Origin of the sequence: Aquimarina brevivitae (assembly GCF_004216895.1) — a bacterium.
In the GTDB taxonomy this organism is placed as follows: Bacteria; Bacteroidota; Bacteroidia; order Flavobacteriales; family Flavobacteriaceae; genus Aquimarina; species Aquimarina brevivitae.
On sequence record NZ_SGXE01000001.1, the window covers coordinates 788,404 to 808,320 of the forward strand.

Annotated in this window: 16 protein-coding genes and 5 tRNA genes; 19 read left to right on the forward strand and 2 right to left on the reverse strand. The window is 36.3% G+C overall.

From position 1 onward, the window contains the following. Nucleotides 1-144 precede the first annotated feature (144 nt). Complete coding sequence (locus EV197_RS03190; protein WP_130285290.1) at nucleotides 145-828, reverse strand: helix-turn-helix domain-containing protein; 684 nt, start codon at nucleotides 826-828, stop codon at nucleotides 145-147. Nucleotides 829-1,241: 413 nt separating this feature from the next. Between EV197_RS03190 and EV197_RS03195 the strand changes: the two genes are divergently transcribed. From EV197_RS03195 to EV197_RS03265, 19 genes are all read left to right on the forward strand, one after another. Then, complete coding sequence (locus EV197_RS03195; RefSeq protein WP_130285291.1) at nucleotides 1,242-2,990, forward strand: helix-turn-helix domain-containing protein; 1,749 nt, start codon at nucleotides 1,242-1,244, stop codon at nucleotides 2,988-2,990. A 133-nt stretch (nucleotides 2,991-3,123) separates the two neighbouring features. Further along, nucleotides 3,124-3,294, forward strand: coding sequence for a hypothetical protein (locus EV197_RS16975; protein ID WP_165388987.1), 171 nt, complete (start codon nucleotides 3,124-3,126; stop codon nucleotides 3,292-3,294). Nucleotides 3,295-3,365: 71 nt separating this feature from the next. Then, nucleotides 3,366-5,516 carry a prolyl oligopeptidase family serine peptidase gene (locus EV197_RS03200; RefSeq protein WP_130285292.1) on the forward strand — a complete coding sequence of 717 codons (2,151 nt, stop codon included), beginning with the start codon at nucleotides 3,366-3,368 and terminating at the stop codon, nucleotides 5,514-5,516. 385 nt (nucleotides 5,517-5,901) lie between these two features. Beyond that, nucleotides 5,902-7,506 (forward strand): helix-turn-helix domain-containing protein, encoded by a 1,605-nt coding sequence (locus EV197_RS03205; protein WP_165388988.1) that lies wholly within the window; start codon nucleotides 5,902-5,904, stop codon nucleotides 7,504-7,506. A 203-nt stretch (nucleotides 7,507-7,709) separates the two neighbouring features. Then, complete coding sequence (locus EV197_RS03210) at nucleotides 7,710-8,192, forward strand: hypothetical protein (RefSeq protein WP_130285294.1); 483 nt, start codon at nucleotides 7,710-7,712, stop codon at nucleotides 8,190-8,192. 396 nt (nucleotides 8,193-8,588) lie between these two features. After that, a complete protein-coding gene (locus tag EV197_RS03215; RefSeq protein ID WP_130285295.1) occupies nucleotides 8,589-9,146 on the forward strand; it encodes an RNA polymerase sigma factor in 558 nt (185 codons plus the stop codon). A gap of 459 nt (nucleotides 9,147-9,605) precedes the next feature. Next, complete coding sequence (locus tag EV197_RS03220) at nucleotides 9,606-10,343, forward strand: hypothetical protein (RefSeq protein ID WP_130285296.1); 738 nt, start codon at nucleotides 9,606-9,608, stop codon at nucleotides 10,341-10,343. Between the two features lie 340 nt (nucleotides 10,344-10,683). Continuing rightward, the gene (locus EV197_RS03225) at nucleotides 10,684-11,163 is read left to right on the forward strand and encodes a hypothetical protein (protein WP_130285297.1); all 480 of its coding nucleotides are present in this window, start codon (nucleotides 10,684-10,686) and stop codon (nucleotides 11,161-11,163) included. Between the two features lie 776 nt (nucleotides 11,164-11,939). After that, nucleotides 11,940-12,013, forward strand: a tRNA-Lys gene (locus EV197_RS03230). Between the two features lie 6 nt (nucleotides 12,014-12,019). Next, nucleotides 12,020-12,106 (forward strand) — tRNA-Ser (locus EV197_RS16980). 4 nt (nucleotides 12,107-12,110) lie between these two features. Continuing rightward, nucleotides 12,111-12,200, forward strand: a tRNA-Ser gene (locus tag EV197_RS16985). A gap of 166 nt (nucleotides 12,201-12,366) precedes the next feature. Then, nucleotides 12,367-12,440, forward strand: a tRNA-Leu gene (locus EV197_RS03235). Between the two features lie 142 nt (nucleotides 12,441-12,582). After that, a tRNA-Gln gene (locus tag EV197_RS03240) sits at nucleotides 12,583-12,653 on the forward strand. Nucleotides 12,654-12,723: 70 nt separating this feature from the next. Continuing rightward, nucleotides 12,724-12,894 carry a hypothetical protein gene (locus tag EV197_RS16990; protein WP_165388989.1) on the forward strand — a complete coding sequence of 57 codons (171 nt, stop codon included), beginning with the start codon at nucleotides 12,724-12,726 and terminating at the stop codon, nucleotides 12,892-12,894. Nucleotides 12,895-14,211: 1,317 nt separating this feature from the next. Continuing rightward, on the forward strand, nucleotides 14,212-15,312 hold the full coding sequence (locus EV197_RS03245) for a slipin family protein (protein WP_130285298.1): 1,101 nt from the start codon (nucleotides 14,212-14,214) through the stop codon (nucleotides 15,310-15,312). Nucleotides 15,313-15,451: 139 nt separating this feature from the next. Beyond that, nucleotides 15,452-16,495, forward strand: coding sequence for a sensor histidine kinase (locus EV197_RS03250; protein ID WP_130285299.1), 1,044 nt, complete (start codon nucleotides 15,452-15,454; stop codon nucleotides 16,493-16,495). Continuing rightward, nucleotides 16,492-17,214, forward strand: a complete 723-nt coding sequence (locus tag EV197_RS03255) for a LytR/AlgR family response regulator transcription factor (RefSeq protein WP_130285300.1) — start codon at nucleotides 16,492-16,494, stop codon at nucleotides 17,212-17,214. The genes EV197_RS03250 and EV197_RS03255 overlap by 4 nt, the downstream gene beginning before the upstream one ends. 90 nt (nucleotides 17,215-17,304) lie before the next feature. Beyond that, nucleotides 17,305-18,636, forward strand: a complete 1,332-nt coding sequence (locus EV197_RS03260) for a PD40 domain-containing protein (RefSeq protein WP_130285301.1) — start codon at nucleotides 17,305-17,307, stop codon at nucleotides 18,634-18,636. A 1-nt stretch (nucleotide 18,637) separates the two neighbouring features. Then, nucleotides 18,638-19,093, forward strand: coding sequence for a toxin-antitoxin system YwqK family antitoxin (locus EV197_RS03265; RefSeq protein WP_130285302.1), 456 nt, complete (start codon nucleotides 18,638-18,640; stop codon nucleotides 19,091-19,093). 71 nt (nucleotides 19,094-19,164) lie between these two features. Here the strand turns inward: EV197_RS03265 and EV197_RS03270 are convergent, their stop codons facing one another. Continuing rightward, nucleotides 19,165-19,917 (reverse strand): hypothetical protein, encoded by a 753-nt coding sequence (locus EV197_RS03270; protein ID WP_130285303.1) that lies wholly within the window; start codon nucleotides 19,915-19,917, stop codon nucleotides 19,165-19,167.

Consider the following 19,917-nt stretch of genomic DNA (forward strand, 5'->3'; position numbering starts at 1 on the left):
TATTATTGTTAAAACTGCCAATACTACTGCCGCATTTGACACTATAAAAAAACACCCGGGTCACCGGGTGTTTTAAGCAACACTGCTTTTTTTTGCTATATAACTCAACACAATAGTAGATAATATGCAGTTTGCTGATTTCTTTTATGCTTTTGCTGCTAGCATTTTTTTTGGGACAGTACCATATTGCTTATAAAATAATTTAGAAAAATAATGGGTATCAAAATAGCCAACCGCATAGGCGATCTCCGAGATAGTATCATAACTATATTGATCAATAAATTCCTTAGCCCAGTGCAATCTCAATATCCTTATATATTTATTGGGTGTTAATCCTAGCAGGGTTTTGCATTTGCGATGTAGTTGCCGTTCACTTATCGCCAGATCATATGATAAATCAGATAAACTAAGCTGTCCTTTTTTTATTTGATCTAAGACTATCTGTTCAAAATTGAAGAGCCACAGTTGATCGGGTTTGGATATTTTAGAGGGATCAATCCCATTTTTTTTGCATTGGGATTGTATAAAATCATTTTTTTTGCAGATTTTAAAAATGACCGGTATGTTTTTTTCTGCAATTTTTACAGATTTTGATTGTGCTGCCTGCACTACTTCTTTTATTAAGTCTGAGAGTTCTTTGGTATTAGATATCAAAATCTCAGTTGTGTTGTCAGTCGTTTGTTCAACGTTGATGTCTTCAGCTCTACGTTGTCTTAAAATCTTATGACTTGCCTCTACAATAGATTTGATTGGGCTTTCCAAATGTGTTGCGATTTGCATTAAAATGTCTGGAGAATTCCAGTCCAGCGTTTGATTGTTGATGTCCATTATGAGTTCGTTTTTTGATTTGTGATTGATGAAAAGCCTGGGTTATATTAACAGAATGCGTAATACCATATGTTAACTATCGGCTTGTAGGATAATTCATGATCTTACATAACTTTTGTTTTTGATTGAAATACATAACTGCCCTTTTTTTGATGTGACCAGATGATTTATGAACCACTATTAAGTTTAGATTAAATATGTATTTAGATTGTAAAGACTAAATGCCACTTGATAAAACCTGTAGTGAATTGTTCGTTTTTTGATATCTCAAATATAGCGGCAGAATTAGGCGAAAAACAAGTCGATATTTTTGAAATTTATAAATTCAAGCTTTAGATTTATAAATTTAAAGTTGTGCATAAAGTGTTAGTTTTGTGCGCAGAAAGTAGTACTTTTGACAAATTTCCCTTGTAATGTCAGTCAGTCAGTTAAGTTTATTCTTAGATAGAAAATACGCTAAGCTAGTTATGTATATGCTTGTTTTCTTTTTGCTTGCCATTACGGTTAAAGCACAAGATCAGGAGCAAAAAACATCCGGATCAGTCAATGGGGCTATTGAAGAATTGATCAAAAAGGAAACCGATCGACAGCGAAAAATACAACTTGCCCATCAATACACCACTGCGATCAAAAAAGATAATGATCCCATAGCCCTGGCAGACACCTACCTTTTCTTAACAGAAGCATTTACGCACTCCAAGCGGGCGGTGGCTTATGCGGACAGCATTATACAAGTTACTAAGGATTTAAAAGACAATACAATCTATCCTGCAGAGGGGTATTTGCAAAAGGGGATACAATTGTATTATACTGCTGATTACGATAGGGCTCTAGAGAATTATTTAATAGCAGATAATTATTATAAAAATCAAGAGAACTTTTTTAAACAATTAGTTATCCGGCATTATGTTGGAATTTTAAAAAATAATACTAATGAGTTTAATGAGGCATTTTTGATTTTTAAGGAAAACATCAAGTTTTTTGAGGAGGAAAAAAATAAAAAAAGATATAAAAAGCAATATCTTAAGTCGTTATATGCTCTTGCAAATGGTTTTATTTTATTAGAAAAGTTGGATTCTGCTGAGCACTATAGTAGGTTAGGATTAAAAGCCAGTATAGATAGTGATAAGTATTTGTACCCACATTTTCTTTTGGCCTTTAGTGGAACCAAAATTTTGCAAAAAAAATATAAAACTGCATTGGACAGTCTTTTAAAATGTGAAAAAGTAATACCTGATAATAAAAAAATTTCATTGTGTCGAAACTACCAACGAATTAGTTATGTGTATGATTCTCTAAATATTGAAGATAAATCTTTGAAGTACTTATATAAAATCGATTCCGTATACCAAAAAGAACCCCAGGTTATTTTACAAGCGGAGACAGCATATCAAATACTATTAAAAAAGTATCAGAATAAGGGAAATAAGGACAAACAACTAGAGATTATTGAAAAGCTCTTAGTTGTAGATAGTATAATAAAACGACGACCAAAAAATCTCAGTAGAAAAATAGTGGAGCAATATGAAACTCCAAAGTTACTAGGTCAAAAAGAAAAATTAATAAAGGAATTAGAAGAAGATCAGAGCTTAAGCAACACTACCATTTCTATTTTGGGATTATTTTCCTTAGCCTTAGTATTGGGTGTTTTCTATTTTGCCCGTAAAAATATTGTCAATAAAAAGCGCTATCAGGCCTTGATTGCCCAACAACCAAAAGATATTCAAGAAAGCAAAATTGAAGTTGAAGTAGCACCAGAAACTAAAGAAGTAATTAAAAAAGCTACTGATTTACCAGAGGATTTGGTGAACACTATTTTAGAACGCTTAGCCCATTTTGAGGCGTCTAAAAAGTTTATCAATAAACAGTATACGCTTAGCTCGCTGGCTAAAGAATTGAATACCAATAGTGCTTACCTCTCAAAAATTATCAATGCGGAAAAACAAACTTCTTTTGCGCATTATATTAATAAGCTGAGAGTGGATTATGCAGTGGCAAAGTTAAAAGAAGATTCAGTTTTACGCTCCTACACCATCAAGGCTATTGCCAGTGAATTTGGATTCAATACGGCCCAATCCTTCTCCAATGCCTTTTATAAGCAAACCGGTATTTATCCATCCTTCTTTATCAAGCAGTTGGAAAAAAATACTGGTAATCAATAGGTTATACTTGCTTTTTTAAGAATGTAAAGTGCTTGAAATTTATAAATTTGAAGAATCTCTCTCTTTTTTTTATCAATTTTAAGAGTACTTTAGCAGTCATACAAATCAAACAAATCACTTAAATTTTTACGTTATGAAAAAAGCAGTCAACAAACTCACGCTTCACAAAATTCAGGTCACCGAATTAACCAATACTTCTGCAATTAAAGGCGGATATTACGGTTATTGCGCTAATACAGGTAATGGGGATGATGATGATACTACTATTGACCCGACTCAAACTAAAACGCATCGGTTTAAGTAAATCTCCTGAACTATTAATATATGCCATTTGTTTATATTTATCAGCAAATGGCATATTTTATTATATCGTAAATGAATCATAAGCTAAGTATACTCCTACTATCTCTGTTATTTATTCAATGTAATCAAAGATCTCAACCCTTAAACACCTCTAATATTGTGGACGACTATTATGGGCAACAGATTACAGATCCCTATCGCTGGATGGAAAATTTGAAAGATTCCACTGTCATTGAATGGCTTAAACTACAAAAGAAGACTGCAGAGCAAACGTTAAAAGAGAATCCAGGTTTTACTAAGCTCTTTCAAAGTATCAAAAAGCATAGCAATGAGGGTGAGCCGATACTATCTAAAGTAAATATTACAGATCAGGACCAGTACTTTTACTTAAAGCGTTTACCTGATGAAAAGACAGCGAAACTCTATACCAGAAACACGTTTACAGGTGAAGAACGTTTGTTGTATGATCCAAAAGCATACCAACCCGAATCTCCAGATTCCTATACCATAAATTATATACAGCCCAATTGGGATGGTAGTAAAATAGTGTTAGGCTTTACCAAAAATGATAAAGAATACGCAGATTTGCTTGTACTGGATGTGGCCTCCAAAAAACTAATGCCGGGAATAGCAAAGAACGCTTTACCGAATAGTTTCGGCGGCGTTGAATGGTTACCAGATAATTATGGATTCATTTATACATATAGTGCAATAACGGACACCAATCATAAGAGTCACGGTTTAAATAGAGAGCTGAGACTAAATTCTATTAATAAAGGGTTTTTGGGGGGACAGGATTTTTTTTCTGGGGAGATTAATAAATCAGACTTACCGATACCCTATTTTACAAATCAAAATAATAAATATATACTAGCTGCAATAGCTAAAGTTGATGCCTATCGAGACACTTATTATTTAAAAATTGGAAATTTTTATAATAAGATTAGAAATTGGAAGAAGCTTTTTAGTAAAGAGGACAAAATCAAGGAATTCTTACTATTTGGTAGTGATTTATACTTTCGTACCGCAAAGGATGCTTCTAACTTTAAATTGTGTAAAACCAATTTAGATGATCCAGATTTTGAAAACCCACAAATATTAGTGGATGAAGATAAAGAAAGGGTGATTTCTGATTTTGCTGTAACTAAAGAGGGAGTGTATTATGTAAAAACCAAAAATGGGGTTGAAGCACGATTATTTTTTAAATCGCATCATAAAGAGAATAGTATTGAAATCAACCTCCCTAAACCCGCAGGCGCTATAAACTTATCTTCTAAAGGAATTGATTATTCTGAGGTATGGGTGGAGCTGGAGGGCTGGACAAGCTATGAGGAGCGGTATCTATATGATTTTACTACGCTAAAATTCATACCTCAAAATATGGTTCCAGTAAGCAGTTATAAGGTGTTAGATGATGTGAGGGTGGAAGAAATTGAAGTACCCTCACATGATGGCGTCTTGGTACCCTTATCCATTATTTATAAAGAAGGTACTAAACTAAATGGCAAAAACCGTGTGTTGATCAATGCCTATGGAGGTTTTAAATGGTCAAACTCACCGTATTTATATCCCTATTTATTGTATTGGCTGCAGGAAGGTGGAATTTATGCCATTGCACACGTGCGCGGTGGAGGCGAAAAGGGAGATGATTGGCATAAAGGGGGGTATAAGACTACCAAACCTAATTCCTGGAAGGACTTAATTGCCTGTACAGAACATCTAATTGCCAAGGATTATACTACCCACGATAAAATAGCTTTATGGGGAGCCAGCGCAGGAGGGATCACTATAGGACGAGCTATTACAGAACGCTCTGAGTTATTTAAAGCAGCCTTTATAAGAGTTGGAGTTTTAAATACTTTGCGTAATGAATTTGGACCTAGTGGTAAAAGTCATATAAAAGAATTTGGAACGGTCAAGGATTCTACAGAATTTAAAGGCTTATTAGCTATGGATGCCTATCATCATATTAAAGAAAGAGCAAAATATCCTGCTCTATACCTTACTGCAGGGATGAATGATGTACGAGTTCCAGCTTGGCAACCCGCCAAGTTTGCTGCTCGATTGATCAATGAAGGGCATCCAGATAATATTGTATTATTAGATACCGATTTCGAAGGCGGGCATGGTTTTGAAGCTTCCCCTGACAAGGCCAATTTAGAATTGGCTAAAGTCATGACCTTTTTACTATGGCAAACCGGGCATCCGGAATATCAGCCGTAGTTAGAGTCTTGGAGGGCCTGAGTTGGTGAGAGGTGAGGTTTCTAAGGATTAGGAAAGCGTCTATCAACAAGTTCCGTCATCCTGTCCCGAGACTTCGGGAGTTTCAGGATCTTATCTTTTAATTATTTAGGCAGAAAGTGCTAGATAAAAAACGTTCAGGTTTAAAGTAAAAAGCTTATAGTGTGCCATTTCATACCCTAAAAGTTACTTTGTTAATTATTTCTTAAACAGAAGAAAAACTTTATCTTTAAGAACAAAAACTTCTTTTGTGTACAGGGTCATATTTCAGCATATTTTCTGGTTTAAGCTTGTGAACTTTAAGTACTACTTTAGTCATATCATAATTATGAGTTTGACTATGCTTGCCTCTGCAAATAGTCTGGCTATGTCCACACAAATGGATAAGAATAGTAAAGCTGCGATTACTGAGGAAACGGATATTGAAAAAAGAAAACGTTTAGCAAATCAATACATCCAATCCATAAAATCCAAACAAGATACCATAGCATTGGCAGATGCTTATCTTTTTTTATCGGAAGCATTTTCGCATTCCACAAAAGCCGTAAGCTATGCGGACAGTATCATACAACTTACAAAACACCTAAAAGATAATCCAACCTACCCAGCAGAAGGGTATTTGCAAAAAGGGATTCAATTATATTATACTGCCAACTACGACTCAGCTTTAAAAAATTATTTATTAGCGGATGCCTATTATAAAAATGAAAAAAATGAGCTTAAGCAACTCATTATCAAGCATTACATTGGGTTATTAAAAAACAATACTAATGAGAGAGATGAGGCTCTTTTAATTTTCAAAGAAAACATAAAATTTTTTGACTCAGAAGAGAATAGGAGGCAACATAAAAGGCAATATCTCAAATCGTTATATGCTCTTGCAACCGCTTATGTATTCTCAAAGGAATTAGATTCTGCTGTATATTTTAGTAAAACAGGTATTAATGAAAGTCTACAACAGACGGATAGATATCTTTATCCTCATTTTTTATTTGCTTATGGAGGAGCTTTATTTTGGCAAAAGCACTATAAAGCATCGATAGATAGTTTTGCAAAGGGATTGTCTTTAATTCCAAACAAAAAAATTTCTGTTTGTATGGTTTATATAAATATTAGTACAGCATATGATTCCTTAGGCAATCAATCCAAAACATTTGAATATCTCCATAAAGTCGATTCTATATATCACGAAGAACCACAGGTAGTCCTTCAAGCAGAAGAAGCTTATCAAACACTTTTAAAGAAATATCAGCAGTCAGGGAATACCAAAAAGCAACTAGAAATCATCAACAAACTCTTAGCGGTTGAACGGGTTATTAAAAAAAGACCAAAAAACTTAAGTAGAAAGATTGTTGAACACTATGAAACACCTCGGCTTTTAGAAGAAAAAGAACGTTTAATCTCGGTACTGAAAAAAGAGAATGACCGTTCTATGACGTATATTGCCATATCCGGTACAATGGGGGTAGCGTTGTTCTTATTGTTTATAAGGTACTATCAACGGGATAAAAGAAATAAACGCCGTTTTGAGGAGTTAATGCAAACTACAAATACCGGCACAACTCAGAATACAATAAATCCAGATCAATCCGTATTGGATATTTCTGAGACTGTAGTAAAGGATGTGCTACACAAGCTACGGAAGTTTGAACAAGACAAAGGATTTTTAGATCCGGGTTTAACTGCAGTACAACTAGCTGCTCACCTAGATACCAACTCAAAATACTTGACCAAGATCATAAAATACCATAAAAAACAAAGTTTTATTTACTACATCAATAACTTAAGAATTGATACTATCGTAGTGCAATTGAAAGAGAATCCTAAGCTCAGAAATTATACGTTGAAGGCGCTTGCTGAGGAAGCTGGGTTTAATTCTACAGATGTATTTTCTAAATATTTTAATAAGCGCACAGGGATTTCTCCTTCCTATTTTATTAAACAGTTGCGTACAGCCAAAAAAATCAGCTAAGAAACATAACTATCTTATTTTTAAATAGTTATTATGCTATTATGTACCTTAAATTCTAGAATTTCGATACCGTAATTCTAGAATTTGGGTATACTTCCTTTGCTTTTACCGCATACACGCTGCTATATTTGTCCCGATCCAAAACAACAAGTGCACTTTTCTAAAGCAGGATCTTTTTACTCATTTTTTAAAAAGCATATCACATGGCATTAGAGAATTTAATAAGTATCAATTTTACAGAAGAGGAGCTAACACAGTTGGACGATCATTTATTAGCAATCCGCCAAATCCTTACCGGAAAAACTATAAACTTAACTCCAGAGCAGCGCCAGCAATATGGTCGTATTGCGAACCAAAATAAACTGATTGTAGACAAGGCTAAAAATTATATGGAACAACACCCCGATTGGGTACCTCGTTTTGTAGACAAAGCTGAGTTTGACCGGGATTATACCGCAAGACAACAAGTAGAGAGTCGTGTGCAACTATTAGAAAATTTATCGACTCAGCTCATCGATACCAAAACCTTATTAGACCACGATAATTATAATAATGCACTGAGCTTTTATCGTATGATACGTTACCTGGCTGGGGAGAATGAACCGGGCGCTAAATCAGTTTATGAGGATATGCGCGTCCTTTTTAACCGCACCGGTACCTCAAACAACACAGATACTGAAGCATAATTGGGTTAGCCAACCTCATATTTGGATCACATTACCCCATATATAGACCTAAGACAGGGGTCAGAGGCCTTTGTCTAAGGGGGTACCCCCTTAATAAAGTCTAAATTTAGGATGAAGCGATCAAAATTTAGAGAATCAATTGGGGGCAACCCCCTTGATAGAGCCAAAATATTGCGTTCGATCATCTAAATATGGGCTACTTAGTGCTAAATATGGATTCCACTAATTCCTGGTTTGTCTACCAGCAGACCCTTGTGAACATCTACTTATGTTTTTAATAGTCTTTGAGTTTGTAAGAATGGGAGTTAGTGAGTAGGTGACTGTTTGAGGGATTAGGGGCAAGGAAGAGATTAGTATAAAGTAAAAAGGGAAGGGAATTCAACCTAAGAAAAAAACATGAAAACACAACAACAAAAAATAACAGGAATACTTAAAGGAGATCCAGTAACGCTCAATTCCTTTTACACCAAAAACTTTCCAGCTGTTAAGGCTTATGTAGTACTTAATAAAGGGAAAGTGGAAGATGCAGAAGACATTTTTCAGGAAGCTTTGTTATTGATTTATGAAAAATTAAGTACAGAAGAGCTCAGTCTGTACGCTTCAATAGACGCATACTGCTATGGAGTGTGTAAAAATTTATGGAGAAATCGATTACGAAATAATAAGCTGGTATGCTGTGATATGTCAGCATTATGTAATGACCCTACAGCGGTTTCGTTTGTAGAAGAGATGGACCGTATTGCTCGAGAAGGCTTGTATAGCAAATATTTTCAAAAATTAACTACTACATCCAGAGAGTTATGGAAGCTGTTCTTTGAGGGCAATACTACCAGAGAGGTTGCTAACCGTCTGGGCATGAAAGAGGGATGCGTACGCAAAAAGAAATTTGATGCTAAAAAACAACTTGTACAAATGATAACAAAAGACCCAATGTATGCGGAGCTAAGCGCGTGAGATAGTACTAAGGGGAGCTTGAAAGTGGCATCAAATAGGTAGTACCTATTACAAATAACAAAAAATTAATAACAAATAACAATACAACTATTGCGCAATGCAGGCGGAAACCGAAAAGCCTTTAATAGAGTAGGTATAATTAAAATTTAATAATCAGGGTCGTGAAATTTTTTGTTGGAAAAAATAGGTGGACTTAAAAGTAACTCTATATTTTTATACTGTATTTCTAGTAAGAATATTTTTTTCAACACATTTCAATCTATTTAAAAACCTAAAATCAAAACACTATGTATTTATCTTTTTCATTTCCCGTTTTACTTTGGCAATTGCTTAATGTGCTGTTTTTTATCGGAGTAATCTTCTTTGTGTATAAGACTTATATCATGATTAAAAAGATCTACAAAAAAGTAGTTGAAGACGAAAGTTAAAATTCACACAAACACTTAATTAGAAATCACAATGAAAAAAATATTCTTTTTGGCGACACTCGTTGCCTGGACGCTTATATCCTGTTCCAAAGAACCGGTAATTACAGATGAAGAAAGCTTAAGATTAGAACTAGGTCTAAAGAATCAAACCTTATCTACTGAGGCGATACAGCAAATACAATCTACCACAAAGCCCATACATTTTGAAAGTTTAGAAGACGCCAAACGGTTTTTATCCGGAGCAGTAACATTTTCTTCAGCAAACTTTTATGACAAATTCAAGCTTGCTAAAGATGGTAAACCGAATAGTTATCCTATGCTATTAGTGGATGGTGATAATATATTGAAAATGTCTTGCCCTCCTATAATATTAGAACCAGTAGAAGGATGTAATACTTCTGGTGGCGGGGGTGGTGGTAATTGTGGATCAGGTTCTGCCACTTTTACAGTACGACAAAATGGTGTGTTGAATTATAATGTGTCTATAAACTACAATAGCGAAACCGGAGAGGTTGAAGTTAGTGGAATTTCATCTTATATATCTGGAGTGACTTTGGGTGTTAGTTGGACACAGCATAATACAAACACAAGTGTTAATGATAATACTATTGAATTTGAGGTAAATGGTACCCTCAATTATAATATAGTATTTGAAGGTATTGGCACTGTATATCGACAAGATACCACCATTCGAGGAGCATATAATCCGTGTGCCAATGACGGAGCAGGTAGAGGAGGAATAGAAGAGTTTTTACAAGTAGCCAATTAAAAAAATAGTGTTAGCCTCTACTAAGATGCTATATGTTGAGGTAGAGGCAAGCATTAAGCTGAAAATTGTTTGAAAAACACCTCTAAAGCATTCTATATAACAAAAACATAAGTGAATCTATTTTAACATCTTTATGGTTAATTACCCACTTGAAGAGCTTGTTAGAGAGAATAGTATATAGGTTTTGCTTTTTTTGAAGTCAGAATATTAGAAGAGATATATTTAGTAGGCTAGTACCTGTCTATACTTCCTAATCCGATTAAGAATAAAGGACTATAGACATAAGTCTGTTCAAATAATCATTGCCTACTAATAAGGAAATGATCAAGTATTACAAGCAATGAAACAAAATTACAAACAACTCTATAAAATAGTAACCCAGTTTGAAGGCATGCCAAAGATTGAAGTATTTGATATCCTCCATAAAATAGAGGTCTTGTTATACTATGCTCCTGGCCCTTTAACCCGGACTACCATTAAAAACTTATTGGATGCTGAGGTTGTAACTGATCAGGAAATAGACCCTTTTCATTTTACGATTTTGCCTAATGGTAATTTTTGCGAGTTTATAGACTCCAATAGCTGGCTTCATATCTATAAAGAACAAAAACGAGGCCTATGGCGATTACCGGTATTTGATACGTACTATTTTAAGACCAGGTACGCTCCTCTGGAGCTGGTGCAGCTCACCCGTAACAACCTGATTACCCATTTGGAAAACAAATGGGAGGAAACTTCGGTCAGAGCGTTTTTAGACAAGCATCATCCTACGGATAGGGATAAGCATACTGGTAAATTTTTGGTGTTGCGGGTGAAGTAGGATTAGAAGCAATGTCCTTTTAATCGTATAGCTTAAAATAGTAATTAAATAAAAATTTGATTTTAATACATTATAATTTCATATTTGCATCATTAAATGAGACAAATCAAATTACATATCGAACCGACATCACGCTTTAGTCAGTGTGATTATCGATGGATAAATGAATTATCCACTCGAAAAAGGACGTTATGTAATTATTTTTAATCATTTTATGCTGTAGCATACAATAAAAGCTAGATATAATTATGAGCGTCCAAGAAATTGGACGCTTTTTTTATGAATTTTTTTAATCAAATGAATCGCATTTAAGTAGTACATAAAAAATAGGAATTGGAAAGTAAGCATCAGGGAGACAGACGATTGCCAAAATATCCAAAATTCGTTAAGTGACGAACAGGAATTGCTATGTCTAATTTTAAACATAACTATTTGATTATCAATAAAATAAATTAAAAAATTAGTTGGAAATTTAAATAAAGTTTAGATCTTTGCATCGCAATCGAAACAAAATAATATTAATCATGATTGCAATAGTTTAATAAAATTTAAAACGCATAAAAATGATACCGAATAGTTCGCAACATAGTTTAAATCGCCTCTTTAGAAAGCAAAGAGAATATTGTTCTGATGTGAACATAAAAGGTGTCTATTTTATAGAAAGGATGGTTATAAGAATATAGCTTATACAAACATCAAGATATATAAGAAGACGCCAGGACAAGGCGTCTTTTTTTATGCAAAAAGTTCATTGACATTTTGAAAACCAAACACATTGACGTGTAGCTTAATTGGATAAAGCACTCGGCTTTTAACCGGGGTGATGTAGGTTTAAGTCCTACTACGTCAACTTAATGGAAGGACAAGCCAATAGGTGGTGGCCGCAGTCTTGAAAACTGTTAGGAGATAATGACTCGTGTGGGTTCGATTCCCACTCCTTCCGCTTAGGAGAGTAGGTAAATACTGGTTTGTTACGCTCGCCTGCTAAGTGAGTTTACGTATAGTACGTGATGAAGGTTCGATTCCTTTGCTCTCCGCAATAAAAGTACTGTAGCTTAATGGTAGCGCTGGGAGCTGCTTCCCAGAAAATATTACTTTGTTCGAATAGGAGTTTTTTACAGCTGAATTTTTTCAGGAAATAGGGGTTCGGTTGCCCTACTGAGTACAAAATGGGGTATAATTAAAAACTTTAGCACATCAAATGCAGGGGTGACGGAACTGGTATACGTGCCTGATTTAGAATGAGGATTTTGAGAGTTCGAATCTCTCTCCCTGTACAATTTTTTATAAAACGAACTACAGCCACACCATATCTCGGTGTTTGTGGGTAATAGCGCTCACGGTTTTACCGAAGCACCAAGGCCAGGAACCTTGAAGTGGAGCTTCTCCCGAAGCCTAAAGACTATTGAGTCTAAAAATTGACCTGTGATGTAACGGCAGCATCCAAGACTTTGACTCTTGGTGTAAAGGTTCGAATCCTTTCGGGTCAACAATAAGATATCCAGAATACTACCAGAAACTAGTATAAAGCAACATTATTTAACCAAAACAACAAATAGTATGGAAACTCAAGTAACTATAGGCAGCAAAAAGAGCGTAAGATCCTTAATCACCCAACTCCTTATACAATGGATTGCAAATTATGTAAACGCGATGAGTCGTGCGTTGTATCCTATGAACAGTAGTGATATACCAAGTACATACGATAAATATCGAATTATGTTTAAATGATTTGAAACCGTTGCGCAAAATTATTACGTAGTAGATGTTCACCTTTGTGGTGTTCTTAAAACAAACCTTCTTATAAAAGGGGTAATTGGAGGTTTGTTGTAGTGCCCTGCTATACGGGGGAAGATAGCAGGGCTTGGATTAAAGAGCCTCTTTAGCTCAAAGGGAAGAGCTGTGGTAAAAGACCTTTAGATCGTAACCACGAAGTGATTGGATGAGGTTGTTAATGGCGCGCCTATTAACGAATAGAATTTGCAGAAGCACCGAAATGATATACTAAAGTAGGGAAGCGCATTTGGAGCCAATCTGTCTGCAAAAAGCGGAAGTATCAGTTCGAATCTGATAAGAGGTACAAAATAATAAGTGAATAAAAATATCAAGTGAGTCTTGTAGTGTGTTTCTGTATAGCACCATTGTATGAGGGATTGCCGATGTGGTATCACCCTCTCATATTCAACTTGACTTGAAGGTTGGACTATGACCAAAAATAGTCACCACACTATGTGTCGCGGGTTCGATTCCCGTCTTTAGCTTGGAGTATAGCTCCATTGGCTTAAGTAGCTCAGTTGGTTAGAGCAATAGTTTTTTCTTGTGGGTTCGAGTCCCACTCCCTGGTACAGGGATGGCGGAATTGGTAAACGCACTAGATTAGAGATCTAGCGAAATAGACACTCAAAATGTCTTTTTTAACTGCACAGGTTCGAATCCTGTTCCCAAGAAATTGGGGTAGCTCAGCGAAAGAGCACTACACTGTTAATGTAGGTTACAAGCTGATCATCTTATCAAACTGATCACCAGCTAGCCAAGCTGTAATGTATGGTAAAAACTGTGTAAGCAGATCGGTTGTTGTGGCATACATACCACACCAACAATCTTAAATGCGCCTTGAAATAGTAGCCTTGTGATAAGTGAAAACAGTTATTTTTTGGGTTTTTAGATTTAAGCAGTAAGCTACCTTTTTAGGTCATTCATGCTTGTATCGTATTCCTTAAAACTAGTTGTTTAAAGTATGACAAACTATTAATTCCGCACATGAGGGATGATTTGCTTTCACCGTTTTTTTAGCACAAATAATTGCGTAAGGGATAGCAGTGGTTACCCCGCAGTGCTACGCTAATAATTCTATTTCATTATATAGAGATAAAGCACTGCGGCGTAAAAACGAATAGCCCGACCTCTTTTTTGCAAGGCGAAAAAGGGGATACGCCCTCAAAAATATACTTTATGATCATACCAAACCCGTAGGTGTATCGCAAAGTAGACAAGGTCTCCGTTACAGGATTTGTCATCAAATGAATGTTTAATTTAAATGAAAAAAAAATGAAAAGAGTAAGAATTAATGCGGGCAAAGTAGGTTTGGTTTTCAAAAAAGGAGATTACCGCAGGGTAATTACTAAAGGAATCCATTGGTTAGGCTTTAATGAACGCGTACTGCAGTATGATATGACAAAGCCTTTTTCAGCACCAATAGCCATTGCACTCTTACTACAGGACAAAAAGTTGGAGGCTTTGCTACACACCATTGAAGTAATGGATAATGAGATGGTATTAGTGTACGAGAACGGTAACTTTAAAACCGTACTGGTTGCTGGTCAATATGCCTACTGGAAAGGTTTGATCAATTATAATTTTGTTTCTGTAGATGTAGGTAAGATTTACATCACCGAGCAACTAGATAAGGCTTTATTCAACCAGATGGCATTGGCAAAGTACATCAGAACATTTGAAGTAGGTGCAACAGAAAAGGCGGTGTTAATTGTTGATGATGTGTATACCAAAACTTTAGCTAGTGGAGTATATCGTTTTTGGAGAAATGATACAGCGATCCAGGTTATAAAAGTGGATTTGCGTCAGCAGCAGCTTGAGGTTGCTGGTCAGGAATTATTGACCAAGGACAAAGCCGCTGTTCGTATCACGTTTTATACCCAGTATAAAGTTGTAGCTATTGAAAAAGCTTTACTAGATAACAAAGGTTACGAGCAACAATTGTATACTGGGATGCAATTAGCGCTAAGAGCTTTTGTAGGGAATTACACCTTGGATGAATTGTTGGAGCGCAAAGACAATATCGCTGCCGCAGTGATGGAAAAGGCAAAAGGTCTTGCAACTACACTAGGAGTCCGCGTGCTAGATTGTGGTATCCGAGATATTATCTTGCCTGGAGATATGAAAGAAATCATGAATCAGGTGCTGGTTGCACAGAAAAAGGCTCAGGCTAATGTCATCACCCGGAGAGAAGAGACCGCTTCAACCCGTAGTTTACTTAATACGGCGAAGCTGATGGAGGAGAATGAAATGCTGTATAAGCTCAAAGAGATGGAGTATGTAGAAAAGATTGCAGACAAAATCGGTGAGATCAGTGTTTCAGGAAATGGAGGTATGGTCACCCAACTAAAAGAAATATTCGCTGTAAGTAAATAGCTATTTATAAAATGCGTTGATAATAAATTATCAGCGCATTTTTCTTTTAAGGACTTTTGAATCATCCAATTGACCGAAACCAAGAAAACGATTTACTATCTTTATCAGATCAAATCAACTAGTGGTGGTGCAAAAGCTAATGGACATAAAAAGAAAACCCATCTTAAAGTTTATACTGTTCTATTGTATTGCCGCAGTTTTCCACTATACGGCTACCTGGATTTATTATGGGGCATTTCAAGAGGGGCATCCACCCTACTTCCACATAGAGGAGTTTTTTTCTGCTGCAGGATGCAGATTTCTGTATTCTTTACTGTTAACTATTCCTATTTGGTATATCGTAGTCAATATTATTTATCCTAAAAGTGTTTTAATAGCGTACTTAAGTCATCTACTATTTTTACCTCTTTTTACTATTGGTGTTTATCAGATGCTGGCCTTTACAAAAAGTTACTTCGGCTGGGTTTTTATCTGGAATCGTACAGGTACCGTATGGACCATTTACTTGATCGCTGTTTTTTATCTTTTACAATTTGTGGTGATTCATGCGTACCAGTATCACCAGGCATACAAAATAGCTTTACAGGAAAAAGCGGAGTTAAAACAAGCAGCACTGCAAAGTCAGGTGACCGCATTAAAAGCGCAACTGAACCCACACTTTTTACACAACCTTTTTAATTCTATTAACCTGAGTATCCCGCAAGAGAATGAACATACACGTGAGTTGATCATTGCGTTATCGGATCTATTTAGATATCAGAATAAAGCTAGTCAAAAGGATTTAGTATTGCTAAGAGATGAACTGGAGTTTATCCAAAACTATCTCAACCTGATTAAAATACGATTAAAGGAGCGATTGGAATTTGAGGTATCTGTACATGAAGAATTATTGGATGCTAAAATACCGCCTATGATTCTGCAACCCTTAGTAGAAAATGCAATAACCCACGGCATTGCTCCAAAGGTGGGAACTAGTAAGTTGTCTATTGCTATTAGTAAGAGCAATGCAAAGTTGCACTTTGAGATTGCAGATACTGGTAAGGGTATTAAAGAAGGTATCGATTTTTGGAACAAGGGTCTGGGTTTAAAGAATACCAGACTTCGCCTTAAACAATTGTATAATGCGGATTTATCGGTACTGCCCAATACGCCTACCGGAACTAAAGTTTCTTTTGTAATATGAAAACGGTAGTAATCATAGACGACGAAAAGGATGCTCGCGATTTGATCAAGCAATATTTGACGCACCACCCAAATTATAAGCTGGTCGGCGAAGCGCAAAATGGTCTGGATGCAGTGCAAAAAATAAATGAACTGAAACCAGAGTTGATTTTTCTGGATATACAAATGCCGGGAATGAATGGTTTTGAGGTATTAACAAAGCTGCAGGTACTACCCGAAGTTATTTTTAGTACTGCCTATGACGACTATGCCCTTGAGGCTTTTAAAGTGAAGGCATTGGATTATTTACTGAAACCGTATGGAAAGAAGCGCTTTGAAGAGGCTATACAGCGGATAGATAAAAACACTGAAAAGGTACAGCAACTGGCAGAAAAATTACTTAAAGAGCAAAGTAACACACTTGAAAAAATTATAGTTCACAGCGGTGTCAAACGATTGATTATTGACGTAACTGATATTCATTATCTGGAAGCGTATGGTGACTACACCAAAATATTTACCAAAAGAGAATCTTTTCTTTCCACTACGGGTATTTCTTCCATACTAGAAAAATTAAAAGATAGTGATTTTATACGTATACACCGATCACACGTGGTGAATTTAAGCCATATACTACACTTGATTAAAGATGGGCGTTATTACTATCTCCATTTAACCTCAGGTACAAAGCTTAAAGTGTCAGAGACTTACTTGCGGGATTTAAAAGCGCTACAGCTTTAACGGTTTCATAGCATTATTTACGGTTTCGTAGTTTTTTTGTTCCTATCCGCACACCTCTTAGCTACCTTAGGGTAAATTAAAATTCAACCCATGAAATTTCCATTTCTTTTGCTGGTACTTTGTGGTACATTGTCGTATGGACAATTACAATTTTCGTCTGCTAAAATTACCGATTCCGGGGATACACCTGAAAACTATACAGGAATAGTTGTTGAAAATTATGCTGATGGTCACCCTAAATTATGGAGACAGGAAAAGAATGGAAAGGCTGACGGTTTATGGCAGGAGTGGTATCCAAACGGAAAGCTGCGTTATCGTGCCTGGTGGAAAAATGGTTTGGGCAATGGGAAGTGGGAATATTTTTATCCTAACGGTCAACTGAGGTCAGCGTCTTTTTACATTAAGGATATTGCTCAGGGGATAATGACAAGTTATCACGAAAATGGACAGATTGCGCAACAATCTGTGTATATAGACGGGCGACTGGATGGGATTGTGTATGACTATGATGCTAATGGGATCATACTTTCGAGAAAACGGTATGCAAACGGGTCCCAAATTATTGATGAACCTGTATTATTTCAACCCGGTGTGATCGCTACAGAAACAGCTAATGAATGGGATATTACCTTTACGCCTGATGGGAATAAAGCCTATTTTACACGAAGGCTTTTAGACAATACCCCTCAAAAAATTTATCAAACTGTAAAAGATAGTCAAGGCAACTGGTCAACTCCAATTATTGCATCCTTTTCTACGGATCGGGATGAAGGTGCCTTTATCACTCCAAATGGTCAATATTTCTTTTTTGCCAGTTGTAGACCTATGGATAAAAAAGCCCCGGATAACACATTAGATATGAATATATGGATGATGACCAAAACTGCTATCGGTTGGTCATCACCAAAACCGTTACCGGATACAATCAATAAACGACGCACAGTGGAGGATGCCTGGCCAAAGCACTACGAAGCAGGGCCAAGTATGGATAGAAATGGCCATCTTTTTTATTGGACAAAAAGTAGTGTTGCAGATGTTGCCAATTTATATCAAACCATCATGCAGAGGAACAGTACCTTTAGTCAACCCTTGGAGCTCATCCCTCCTTCTCAAAATAATGGTTATGATAGTGGTCCTGTTGTTTCTCCGGATGGAAATTTATTATTCTTTGTCTCTTCAAATCGCTCAGAAAGTTATGGTCGGGAGGATTTGTACTTTTCAAGATTAAAGGAAGGAATCTGGTCTGAGCCTAAAAACCTGGGACCTGTTGTCAACTCCGATCATAATGAAGGAACTCCGCGGTTTTCACCAGATGGAAAATACTTTTTCTTTAGTAGTGATCGTGGAGATAACTTCGATAGTTCCGGGGAGCGTATCTGGAGTATTTATTTTATGGAAACACAATTTTTAATTTTAGATTAATATGAAAAAAGTGGTTACTCTTTCTATGATGTGGTCATTATGCACCTGCAGCCAAACTTCAAGTGAAATTGATACGGTTGGTCAGTCAATGATCCCAATGTCCGATACTTATCAGAAAGCTGCTCCGGTATATGGCAATCAATATTTTGAGAATGGAAAAAAGAAACCTTACACAGGAATTCTTTATGGAAAATACGATAATGGCCAGTTGATGACCTTACAGGAATATACTGATGGTATAGGCAATGGAACGTGGGTTCAATTTAATCCTGACGGTACAAAGCAGGAACAAGGAACCTATAAAGAAAACCGGGTAGAAGGTCCCGTTACACAATATTGGGAAGATGGTAGTGTCAAAGCAAAGGGCTACTACAGGCATTGGAAACAACCCATTGGCAAATGGACGTATTACGATCGTAAAGGTAATATTGTTCATACCATGACTTATACTAGATGAAAAACAAAAATGCTTTCCTGAAATATTAGTTCTTCAGGAAAGCATTTTTGTTACTAACTCAACTAAATGTCTTAGATATTAAATCCAGGATTGGTATTAAATGCATTGTTCTGTACCGCTCTGGCTCGGTTTCTAGCCATATTACGGATCGCGCTGGTTGTTCTCGTACCATCAACTGCAAACCACCATAGGTACAATACTTCGTACATATTAGATCCCTGGTACGACCAATTGGTATCACACGAGGCACCTCTTGGACAACCACTACCTCCATTATGACTTTTACCCCCGTTATGACGTGCTTCGTGCAGTAAGGTTCCTGCTCGCATCACCACATCAAAGTTATAAAAATAAGGTAAGTATAATTCTACACGGTTTCCATATGCCCAACCAGCCCATTGACCTGGCGTAGAGCCTGGCTTGTAACATAAAGCCTGTAGTCTACCGGTATTGTTAGCAGTATACGGATAGGCCCAACGAAGTGCATTACCACTATAATCGCCAGTGTTGGTGGCATAATCCTCTGCAGAATATGTTAATAAGTACATCGCAGCAAAAGTTCTTGCTAATGGTCTGCTTAGGTTACAAGGATCAAAAAATCCAAATCCACTATCCCAATCTGATTTGCGCATATTAAACACACTCCACCAATGATCCACTCTGGCCTGGTTACACAATCCAGATGCGTATACAGAGGTACCATCGGCTACATTATCATGTGGCGGCACTGAACAGGTTTGCTGTGCTTGGGTTTGTAATGACACCATGACAAAGATGATCAAGGCGACGAATAGGTTACTTTTATTGAATTTATATAGTTTCAT